The sequence below is a fragment of the Escherichia sp. TW14182 genome, assembly GCF_000208525.1.
Lineage (GTDB): Bacteria > Pseudomonadota > Gammaproteobacteria > Enterobacterales > Enterobacteriaceae > Escherichia > Escherichia ruysiae.
Genome location: NZ_AEJZ01000004.1, coordinates 22,171 through 32,420 on the forward strand (window position 1 = coordinate 22,171; position 10,250 = coordinate 32,420).

At 52.5% G+C, this 10,250-nt stretch carries 10 protein-coding genes and 2 pseudogenes; 5 read left to right on the top strand and 7 right to left on the bottom strand.

The window, feature by feature from the left end; translation table 11 throughout:
- The first annotated feature begins 4 nt into the window (after positions 1 to 4).
- Positions 5 to 895: an HTH-type transcriptional activator IlvY gene (ilvY, locus tag EQY_RS0100475; RefSeq protein WP_000365757.1), complete on the top strand. Its 891-nt coding sequence runs from the start codon at positions 5 to 7 to the stop codon at positions 893 to 895.
- Here ilvY and ilvA read toward each other — a convergent pair.
- The 7 genes from ilvA to ilvL form a co-directional block, all read right to left on the bottom strand.
- A complete protein-coding gene (gene ilvA / locus EQY_RS0100480; protein ID WP_000785602.1) occupies positions 892 to 2,436 on the bottom strand; it encodes a threonine ammonia-lyase, biosynthetic in 1,545 nt (514 codons plus the stop codon). The two genes, ilvY and ilvA, sit on opposite strands and share 4 nt — an antisense overlap.
- 2 nt (positions 2,437 to 2,438) lie before the next feature.
- Positions 2,439 to 4,289 carry a dihydroxy-acid dehydratase gene (ilvD, locus tag EQY_RS0100485; RefSeq protein ID WP_001127417.1) on the bottom strand — a complete coding sequence of 617 codons (1,851 nt, stop codon included), beginning with the start codon at positions 4,287 to 4,289 and terminating at the stop codon, positions 2,439 to 2,441.
- A 64-nt stretch (positions 4,290 to 4,353) separates the two neighbouring features.
- Complete coding sequence (gene ilvE, locus EQY_RS0100490; RefSeq protein WP_000208524.1) at positions 4,354 to 5,283, bottom strand: branched-chain-amino-acid transaminase; 930 nt, start codon at positions 5,281 to 5,283, stop codon at positions 4,354 to 4,356.
- 19 nt (positions 5,284 to 5,302) lie between these two features.
- Positions 5,303 to 5,566: an acetolactate synthase 2 small subunit gene (ilvM, locus tag EQY_RS0100495; RefSeq protein ID WP_000983255.1), complete on the bottom strand. Its 264-nt coding sequence runs from the start codon at positions 5,564 to 5,566 to the stop codon at positions 5,303 to 5,305.
- The gene (gene ilvG, locus EQY_RS0100500) at positions 5,563 to 7,209 is read right to left on the bottom strand and encodes an acetolactate synthase 2 catalytic subunit (protein WP_001012641.1); all 1,647 of its coding nucleotides are present in this window, start codon (positions 7,207 to 7,209) and stop codon (positions 5,563 to 5,565) included. The genes ilvM and ilvG overlap by 4 nt, the downstream gene beginning before the upstream one ends.
- Before the next feature lie 2 nt (positions 7,210 to 7,211).
- A complete protein-coding gene (ilvX, locus tag EQY_RS26010) occupies positions 7,212 to 7,262 on the bottom strand; it encodes a peptide IlvX (RefSeq protein ID WP_101687388.1) in 51 nt (16 codons plus the stop codon).
- An 86-nt stretch (positions 7,263 to 7,348) separates the two neighbouring features.
- On the bottom strand, positions 7,349 to 7,447 hold the full coding sequence (gene ilvL / locus EQY_RS0100505; RefSeq protein WP_001311244.1) for an ilv operon leader peptide: 99 nt from the start codon (positions 7,445 to 7,447) through the stop codon (positions 7,349 to 7,351).
- Positions 7,448 to 7,797: 350 nt separating this feature from the next.
- Here ilvL and EQY_RS0100510 point away from each other — a divergent pair.
- The 4 genes and pseudogenes from EQY_RS0100510 to EQY_RS26670 form a co-directional block, all read left to right on the top strand.
- Positions 7,798 to 7,971, top strand: a pseudogene (locus tag EQY_RS0100510) (magnesium chelatase domain-containing protein); the annotation flags it as partial.
- Positions 7,972 to 8,144: 173 nt separating this feature from the next.
- Positions 8,145 to 9,374 carry a tyrosine-type recombinase/integrase gene (locus EQY_RS0100520; RefSeq protein ID WP_024212346.1) on the top strand — a complete coding sequence of 410 codons (1,230 nt, stop codon included), beginning with the start codon at positions 8,145 to 8,147 and terminating at the stop codon, positions 9,372 to 9,374.
- A 376-nt stretch (positions 9,375 to 9,750) separates the two neighbouring features.
- A complete protein-coding gene (locus EQY_RS0100525) occupies positions 9,751 to 9,939 on the top strand; it encodes a helix-turn-helix transcriptional regulator (protein WP_001409403.1) in 189 nt (62 codons plus the stop codon).
- A 52-nt stretch (positions 9,940 to 9,991) separates the two neighbouring features.
- Positions 9,992 to 10,250, top strand: a pseudogene (locus EQY_RS26670) (hypothetical protein); the annotation flags it as partial.

Below are 10,250 nucleotides of genomic sequence, written 5' to 3' on the forward strand. Positions count from 1 at the left end.
GCCTGTGGATTTACGCGACCTGAAAATGTTTCTGCATCTGGCGGAAAGCCGCCATTTTGGCCGTAGCGCGCGGGCAATGCACGTCAGCCCCTCCACGCTTTCCCGACAGATTCAGCGCCTGGAAGAAGATCTCGGCCAACCGCTGTTTGTGCGCGATAACCGCACGGTAACGCTGACGGAAGCGGGCGAAGAGCTGCGTGTTTTCGCCCAGCAAACGTTGTTACAGTATCAGCAATTGCGCCACACCATCGACCAGCAAGGGCCGTCCCTCTCTGGCGAATTACATATTTTCTGTTCGGTGACTGCCGCTTACAGCCATCTGCCACCGATTCTCGACCGATTCCGCGCGGAGCATCCATCGGTGGAAATTAAGCTCACCACCGGTGATGCGGCGGATGCAATGGAAAAGGTGGTCACTGGAGAAGCAGATTTGGCGATTGCCGGGAAGCCGGAGACTCTGCCAGGTGCGGTGGCATTCTCAATGCTGGAGAATCTGGCGGTCGTTCTGATCGCGCCCGCACTGCCCTGCCCGGTGCGTAATCAGGTCTCAGTAGAACAACCGGACTGGTCGACGATTCCCTTCATCATGGCCGATCAGGGACCAGTACGCCGCCGCATTGAGTTGTGGTTTCGACGCAATAAAATCAGTAACCCGATGATTTACGCCACGGTTGGCGGGCATGAAGCAATGGTATCGATGGTGGCACTTGGCTGTGGCGTGGCGCTGCTGCCGGAAGTGGTACTGGATAACAGCCCGGAGCCAGTGCGTAATCGTGTGATGATTTTAGAGCGCAGCGATGAGAAAACGCCGTTTGAGCTGGGCGTTTGTGCGCAAAAAAAGCGGCTACATGAGCCGCTGATTGAGGCGTTCTGGAAGATTTTGCCGAACCATTAACCCGCCAAAAAGAACCTGAACGCCGGGTTATTGGTTTCGTCGTGGCAATCGTAGCCCAGCTCATTCAGCCGGGTTTCGAAATCCGGTTCATGATCGCCCAGCTCGAACGCTGCCAGTACACGCCCGTAGTCGGTGCCATGACTGCGATAGTGGAACAAAGAGATATTCCAGTGCGTCCCCAGCGTGTTGAGGAAGCGCAGCAGCGCACCCGGTGATTCCGGGAATTCGAAGCTGTAGAGGCGTTCCTGCAACGGATGCGATGGACGCCCGCCAACCATATAGCGCACATGCAACTTCGCCATTTCGTCGTCGGAGAGATCAACCACGCTGTAGCCACCGTCGTTGAGCATCTGCAAAATTTCTTTGCGCTCTTCAAGGCCGCGACTTAAGCGCACACCGACAAAAATACAGGCATCTTTAGCATCAGCGAAACGGTAGTTGAACTCTGTGACCGAGCGCCCGCCAAGCAACTGGCAGAACTTCAGAAAGCTGCCCTTCTCTTCCGGGATGGTCACCGCCAGCAACGCTTCACGCTGTTCGCCCAGTTCGCAGCGTTCCGAGACGTAGCGCAGACCGTGGAAGTTCACGTTGGCTCCAGAAAGAATATGCGCCAGCCGCTCACCGCGAATGTTGTGCTGAGCGATGTACTTTTTCATCCCCGCCAGCGCCAGCGCGCCAGACGGTTCCGCCACTGCGCGCACATCTTCGAATAAGTCTTTCATCGCTGCGCAGATGGCATCGCTATCGACGGTGATGATGTCGTCGAGATACTCCCGGCACAAACGGAAGGTTTCGTCGCCGATGCGTTTTACCGCAACACCTTCGGCGAATAGCCCCACGCGCGGCAGATCAACCGGATGACCCGCATCCAGTGCCGCTTTCAGGCAGGCTGAATCTTCCGCTTCTACCGCGATCACTTTGATTTGCGGCATCAGTTGTTTGATCAACACCGCCACGCCCGCCGCCAGGCCACCGCCACCAACCGGCACAAATACGCGGTCGAGATGGGCGTCCTGCTGGAGCAGTTCCAGCGCCAGCGTGCCTTGCCCGGCGATCACCATCGGATGATCGAACGGCGGTACCCAGGTGAAGCCCTGCTGCTGCGACAGTTCGATTGCTTTCGCTTTCGCTTCATCAAAGTTCGCGCCGTGAAGCAGCACCTCACCACCGAAGCCGCGCACCGCGTCGACTTTGATGTCGGCGGTAGCGGTTGGCATGACGATGAGCGCCTTCACACCTAACCGAGCGGAGGAGAACGCGACACCTTGCGCATGGTTACCCGCCGAGGCGGTGATCACACCGTGCGCTTTCTGTTCTTCCGTCAGACCTGCCATCATGGCATATGCGCCGCGCAGCTTGAAGCTGTGCACTGGCTGGCGGTCTTCGCGCTTCACCAGTATCACGTTATCAAGACGCGACGACAGTTTTTCCATTTTCTGTAGCGGCGTGACCTGTGCCGCTTCATAGACCGGCGCACGTAGCACCGCTCTTAAATATTCGGCACCTTCTGGGGCACCGGACAGGGGTTGTGAGTCAGCCATTATTAACCCCCCAGTTTCGATTTATCGCGCACCGCACCTTTGTCGGCGCTGGTCGCCAGGCTGGCGTAAGCGCGCAAAGCAAAGGAGACCTGACGTTCACGGTTTTTCGGCGTCCAGGCTTTGTCGCCACGGGCTTCCTGCGCTGCACGACGCGCCGCCAGTTCGGCATCGCTTACCTGCAACTGAATGCCACGGTTCGGAATGTCGATGGCGATCAGGTCACCATCTTCAATCAAGCCAATGCTACCGCCGCTTGCCGCTTCCGGCGATACGTGACCGATGGAAAGGCCAGACGTACCGCCAGAGAAACGACCGTCGGTGATCAGCGCACAGGCTTTGCCAAGACCCATCGATTTCAGGAAGCTGGTTGGGTAGAGCATTTCCTGCATCCCAGGGCCGCCTTTCGGGCCTTCGTAGCGAATAACAACCACATCGCCAGCGACAACTTTGCCGCCGAGAATCGCTTCTACCGCGTCATCCTGGCTTTCGTACACTTTCGCCGGGCCGGTGAATTTGAGAATACTGTCATCGACGCCCGCCGTTTTAACGATGCAGCCGTTTTCCGCGAAGTTGCCGTAAAGCACCGCCAGGCCGCCGTCTTTGCTGTAGGCGTGCTCCAGCGAGCGGATGCAGCCGTTAGCGCGATCGTCATCGAGAGAATCCCAACGGCAATCCTGCGAGAATGCCTGTGTAGTGCGGATTCCAGCCGGGCCAGCGCGGAACATATTTTTCACCGCATCATCCTGAGTCAGCATGACATCGTATTGTTCCAGCGTTTGCGACAAGGTCAGCCCGAGAACGTTTTTCACATTGCGATTCAATAACCCTGCACGATCCAGTTCGCCGAGAATACCGATCACGCCACCAGCACGATGAACATCTTCCATATGGTATTTCTGGGTGCTCGGCGCAACTTTGCACAACTGCGGGACTTTACGCGAAAGTTTGTCGATATCACTCATGGTGAAGTCGATTTCCGCTTCTTGTGCCGCCGCCAGCAGGTGAAGAACCGTATTGGTAGAGCCGCCCATCGCGATATCCAACGTCATGGCGTTTTCAAACGCCGCTTTACTGGCGATATTACGTGGCAGTGCGCTTTCGTCGTTTTGCTCGTAGTAACGTTTGGTCAATTCAACAATGCGTTTACCGGCATTGAGGAACAGCTGCTTACGATCCGCGTGGGTTGCCAGTAGCGAGCCGTTGCCTGGCTGCGACAGACCCAGAGCTTCGGTCAGGCAGTTCATCGAGTTAGCGGTGAACATCCCGGAGCAGGAACCACAGGTTGGACAGGCCGAACGTTCAACCTGATCGCTCTGGGAGTCAGAAACTTTCGGATCTGCCCCCTGGATCATCGCATCAACCAGATCAAGCTTGATTAACTGATCGGATAGTTTGGTTTTCCCGGCCTCCATCGGACCACCGGAAACAAAGATCACCGGAATATTCAGGCGCAGAGAGGCCATCAGCATCCCCGGGGTGATTTTGTCGCAGTTGGAGATACAGACCATCGCATCGGCGCAGTGAGCGTTGACCATATACTCAACAGAATCAGCGATCAGTTCGCGAGACGGCAGTGAATAAAGCATCCCCCCGTGACCCATGGCGATCCCATCATCCACCGCAATGGTGTTGAATTCTTTGGCAACGCCGCCAGCCGCTTCAATTTGTTCAGCGACCAGTTTACCGAGATCGCGCAGATGGACGTGCCCCGGTACAAATTGAGTGAACGAGTTCACAACAGCGATAATCGGCTTACCGAAATCAGCGTCGGTCATTCCAGTGGCGCGCCACAGCGCACGAGCACCCGCCATATTACGACCATGAGTGGTGGTGGCGGAACGGTACTTAGGCATACTTTATTTACTCCCAGTGTCTGTCTCGTAAATGGGACGGTGCGTGCCGTCCCATTTTTTGTATTTATTGATTAACCTGATCCAACCAGCCCCATTTATCTTCGGTTTCGCCGGTGAAGAGGCCGAAGAAGGCTTGCTGGATGCGTTTGGTGACCGGGCCACAACGGCCTTCGCCCACCTGAATACCGTCGACGCTGCGCACTGGCGTGATTTCAGCCGCTGTACCGGACATAAACACTTCATCCGCCAGATACAGTGATTCACGCGACAGCACCTGCTCACGCACTTCAATTCCCAGCTCTTTCGCCAGTTTGATGATGGCGTCACGGGTAATACCCGGCAGCGCGGATGAGGTAAACGGTGGGGTGAACAGCACGCCGTCTTTCACTTCAAACAGGTTTTCGCCTGCACCTTCAGAGATGTAACCATTCACATCCAGCGCGATACCTTCCTGATAACCGTGGCGGCGCGCTTCGCTGCCAACCAGCAGGGAAGAGAGGTAGTTCCCCCCCGCTTTCGCAGCGGTTGGAATGGTGTTTGGCGCCGCGCGGTTCCAGGAAGAAACCATCGCGTCGATCCCCTGCTCCAGTGCTTCCGCGCCCAGATAAGCTCCCCACGGGAAAGCGGCAATAATCACGTCGGTGGTGTATCCCGCTGGTGGGTTAACGCCCATGCCAACATCACCTACGAAGATCAGCGGACGGATATAGGCGCTGGTGAGATTGTTTTTACGGATCACTTCGCGGCAAGCTTCCATCAGCTCATCAATGCTCTGCGAAACCGGGAAGCGGTAAATTTTGGCAGAGTCATGCAGACGTTGCATATGCTCACGATGACGGAATACAACTGGACCTTTATGCGAGTCGTAGCAACGGATGCCTTCAAAAACCGAGGTGCCATAGTGCAGCGCATGCGACATCACATGCACCTTCGCGTCTTCCCAGCGAACCATCTCCCCATTGAACCAAATGTAATCAGCTTTCTTCGTGGTCATTTTTATATTCCTTTTGCGCTCAGGCGCGGATTTGTTGTGATGTGGTTGTGCTCTGGCAGATAGCAACGTGTGCGACGTCTACCAGTTTATTTAACTGACTAAACAGTAAGTCGACCGAACGCGGGCTGGCAACGGTCAATTCAATATTTATATTTTGTGCATCGCTGGCGGCAGCCATATTCATTGAGCAGACGTGGAAACCACGATGACGCACCACGCGTAAAACACGTTCTAAGGTTTCCGGATTGAAGCGAGCCGATACATTGACCTGATGTTGCATCATGATAATTTCTCCAACATTTCTGAATTACTGGCGCCAGGCGGCACCAGCGGCCAGACGTTCTCAAGTTCGTCGATTGAGACATGAAGCAGGTATGGCCCATCACTGTTCAGCATGGTGTCGAGTGCCGCTTCAACCTGGTCTTTACGGGTGATGTGTTGGCCAGGGATGCCGAAGGCGCTGGCTAACATGAGGAAATCAGGGTTATCGGTAAGGGTGGTTTCGCTATATCGTTCCTGGAAAAACAGTTGCTGCCATTGTCGAACCATCCCTAACCGCTGGTTATCGAGTAAGACGATTTTCAACGGTAACTGCTTGCGTTTTACGGTGCCCAGCTCTTGTACATTCATCATGAAAGAACCGTCACCGGAGATACAAACGACAGTATCGTTCGGTCGCGCGACTTGTGCGCCAACCGCCGCCGGTAAACCGAAGCCCATAGTGCCTAAACCGCTTGAAGTGATGAAATTTTCCGGGCGAGTGTGGGCGATGTGCTGCGCAGCCCACATCTGATGCTGCCCCACATCCGTGGTCACAACGCAATCCGCAGGTTTACGATCCGACAGTTGTTTTAACAACAACGGCGCGTAGATAGCATCTCCAGGATGATCGTAACGCCAGGCATGTTCACTACGCATTTGTGCGCAGTATTGCTGCCATTCATCGATATTTAACGATTGCTGTAACGCAGGCAACAGCGTGTTTAAATCGCCTTGTAATGCCACATGCGCCTGACGCAGCTTGTTCATTTCTGCCGGGTCGATATCCATATGGATCACGCTGGCATGTGGCGCGAACGTGTTAAGTTTGCCGGTCACCCGGTCATCAAAACGTGCCCCCACGGCGATCAGCAGGTCACATTCCTGCACCGCGAAGTTCGCCGCTTTGGTGCCGTGCATCCCCAGCATCCCCAGATAGTACGGATAATCCGCATCGACTGCGCCCAGCCCTTTCAGCGTGCAGGTGGCAGGCATTTTTGTGGCAGCGAGAAATTCATGCAAAGCCGGAACCGCCTGCGCCATACCCACGCCGCCGCCAACGTACAGCATCGGTTTTTGCGCTTTTGCCAGCATCTGGCGCGCTTGCTCGACTTCGGCATGTGGGAAAGTCACTTTGTTTTCAACGGTGGTGAACCAGGGTTCCAGATCGCCGCAGGCTAACTGGATATCTTTAGGGATATCGACCAGAACCGGACCGGGACGACCTGAGCTGGCGACATCAAACGCTTCGGCCATGATGCGTGGTAATTCTTCCAGCGACTGCACCAGGAAGCTGTGTTTGGTACAGGCTAACGACAATCCCAGGACATCAACCTCCTGAAATGCATCGGTGCCGATGAACGGTGCAGATACCTGACCGGTGATGGCAACTACAGGGATGGAATCTAACAGCGCGTCCGCAAGTCCGGTGATCAGGTTGGTTGCGCCAGGGCCAGAAGTGGCGATGCACACGCCCGTTTTACCGGTAGCACGGGCATAACCGATAGCCGCCATTACCGCGCCCTGTTCATGCCGGCACAGCAAGTGTTCTACGCCACCGTCATACAATGCATCGTAAACAGGCATAATTGCGCCACCCGGATAACCGAAAACGGTGTTCACACCCTGTGCCCGCAAAGCATGTACCACCCACTGTGCGCCATTCATAGTTAGTTCCCCGTCCTGAATGTTGAGAAACAGAATTTTGTGCTGTTATTCATTGCCTGCTCCTCGATTATGTTTTTAAGGTCAAAAAAAACCCCCGAACCTTTCGGTGCGGGGGTCTTAGTTCGTTAAGGCTTGATCTCTAAGCCTTTCCTCGTCCAAGTGCAGCCCCGCACGGTGGGATAATAATCACCACCACGCTAATCACGACCAGGCTAATCACTCGTAGAAGGGCTGTCATTTTGTCTTTTCTTGCATCTTGTTCGAAGGAATGCCTAAAGAGTTACCATAGATTTTGCGAATAGCACAAGATATTTTTTGGCCGCTTTTTATGACTCTCATAATAATTTCTATAAAAACCATTGTTTTTTATATAAAAATTTGTGAGTGAAAAAAATTCAATTTCCGTATAATTCTCGCGCTCTTCGAGTGGCAGTTTTTTGTGCTTTTTATTTTTGCGAGAGTGATTCCATCACTAATACAACTCAAATTACTTTGCACAAATAAACGGGAATCAGCCGCTAAATAACACAATTTCGCAGACTACAGCAGGGATCTCTTATGTTCATAATGGTGACTTAAGGAGGACTTATGTCACTGTCAATTGTTCATACCCGCGCAGCCCTGGGAGTCAATGCTCCCCCAATCACTGTTGAGGTACATATCAGTAAAGGTCTACCCGGCTTAACGATGGTGGGCTTACCAGAAACAACGGTGAAAGAAGCTCGCGATCGCGTGCGCAGCGCCATTATCAATAGCGGATTTTTATAAATTAGTGTTTTTTGCTGTTTCATAATGTGCCACGTTGTTCATTATGTTTTTGATTTTTAAGTCTATTGCAATTTTCATTGTTCCAGCTTGTTCCACGTTGTACCCCTTTGTGCAATGATCGGTGTAGTCACTGGTGTAGTCATTTTTTTGCAAACAGGGGAGGAAATGTGAGCAGAGCAATGAACAAACTGAGCGACACATTGTTAAGAAAACTTCATGGTAAGCCGGCGGAGAAAAATACGTTTTATAGTGATGGCGGAAATCTGAGCGTGAAATATTTAACATCAGGGAAATTGACTTGGTATTTCACTTACAGGGCAGGAACGGGAAGAGGTACGCCACCGGAACGCCTGAAACTGGGAAATTATCCGGATCTGAGCCTGAAAGCAGCCAGGGAAAAAGCAGCACAGTGTCGCGCATGGCTGGCAGAAGGAAAAAATCCACGCCATGAGCTTAATTACTCCATACAGGAAGCACTAAAGCCGGTAACGGTAGGCGATGCGATCAGCTACTGGCTGGAAATGCACGTAAAGGAAAACCGTGTCGATTACGTATGCCTGAAAAGCCGTCTTAATAATCACGTCATACAGCACATCGGTAACATGCCACTGGATAAATGCGAGTTACGTCACTGGCTGGCCTGTTTTGACCGGATACGCAAAAAATCCCCCGTAACATCTGGCCACATGATGCAGGCGTGTAAACAGGCGCTTAAGTTCTGCCGTAAACGTCGCTACGCAGTCAGTAACGTTCTGGATGATCTCAACGTGGTGGACGTTGGCAAAAAGCCGGGCATAAGCGAACGCGTGCTGAGCAACAAAGAACTGAGCGAATTATTACAGGCGCTGGATAAAAAAATATTCCCGCCCTACTACAGCGCACTAATCCGCCTCCTGATTGTGTTCGGTTGCCGGACCGGAGAACTGAGGCTGTCGGAGATCAGGGAGTGGGATTTTAAGGAAATGCTCTGGACAGTACCGAAAGAGCACAGCAAAACGAAGGTCGCCATATTCAGGCCAATACCGGAAAGCATTTTGCCGTTCGTCACACAGCTGGTGGAGCAGAACAGGCACACAGGGCTATTACTCGGGGAACTGAAACAGGAAGCCAGCGTGTCGCAATACGGCAGATTCACGCACAAAAAATTAAACCATCCGCACTGGTCACTACACGATATACGGCGCACGTTTACCACGATGCTGAACGATTTAGGCGTGGATCCACATATTGTCGAACAACTCACCGCTCACCAGATGCCAGGGATGCAACGAGTCTATAACCACTCCCGTTATATCGATGCGAAACGTAATGCGCTGGATATGTGGACAGAGCGATTAGAGATACTGGCAGGTGCTCACGAAAACGTAACCACACTGCCAATAGCCAGAGAAATATAATTTTTTTCGCGATTTTTCAGAACGGACACAACGTGAAACAACGAGACACAACGACGAACAACGGCGAACAATCTGGAACAAATCTGATTATCTATGATTATTTCTGATTAACTCCCTATAAGTCTGATTTTCTGGTGGTTTACTGTTTTTTTGTACATTGGCGAATCAATCTTAAAAATATGTAAAAAAGGCGTAAATGCAGAATTTTACGCCTTTGTATCCAAATGAATCAAAATAGTTTTTTTCTAATTGCGCCTATTTCAGCGACGAACACCACATCACTGTTTGCCATTCCATAAACACCCTGACACAATCCGACACAACCCAACCCAATAACCCACCCAATGACTCTTTAAGAAACAACAAAGGGGGAATTGTGTTAAGCACAGATCGCTTTATACGTGAAAAAGAATGTCAGCAACTTACAGGCCTGAGCCGCTCATGTCGGTATCGCCTGGAGAAGACTGGACAATTCCCATCACGGCGTAAACTCGGCGGTCGTTCCGTTGGCTGGTCTTTATCCGAAGTTCTGGCATGGAAGGACAGCCGCGAGGCAGTTCACTAATCAGGGTGGCGGCGCACCGCCGCCACCCATCCACTAACACAGAGATCTAACCATGAAGACTGGATATACGCCCGAACAGGGGCGGGGCTTCGCTCGTCCTGGTGAGACTGGAAAACAACAAAATTGTGGTTTTTCAGGCATAAAAAAAGCGGCCCCGAAATGGAGCCGCCTTTCTGAACAATTAACCTGCTGCGAAAAAATTGGATCAGTGCAGGGGAATTATATCAACCGTGTGACGAAGCGCCACAATTGCCGGATAACAGGCAAAACAAAGGCCACCCGCTACGGTGGCCCTTCAACACTAATTGCGC

Excerpts from the sequence above, each read along its gene's own strand:
- ilvA (WP_000785602.1), bottom strand. The coding sequence starts at position 2,436 with ATGGCTGACTCACAACCCCTGTCCGGTGCCCCAGAAGGTGCCGAATAT.
- ilvE (WP_000208524.1), bottom strand. The coding sequence starts at position 5,283 with ATGACCACGAAGAAAGCTGATTACATTTGGTTCAATGGGGAGATGGTT.
- ilvL (WP_001311244.1), bottom strand. The coding sequence starts at position 7,447 with ATGACAGCCCTTCTACGAGTGATTAGCCTGGTCGTGATTAGCGTGGTG.
- ilvD (WP_001127417.1), bottom strand. The coding sequence starts at position 4,289 with ATGCCTAAGTACCGTTCCGCCACCACCACTCATGGTCGTAATATGGCG.
- ilvM (WP_000983255.1), bottom strand. The coding sequence starts at position 5,566 with ATGATGCAACATCAGGTCAATGTATCGGCTCGCTTCAATCCGGAAACC.
- ilvG (WP_001012641.1), bottom strand. The coding sequence starts at position 7,209 with ATGAATGGCGCACAGTGGGTGGTACATGCTTTGCGGGCACAGGGTGTG.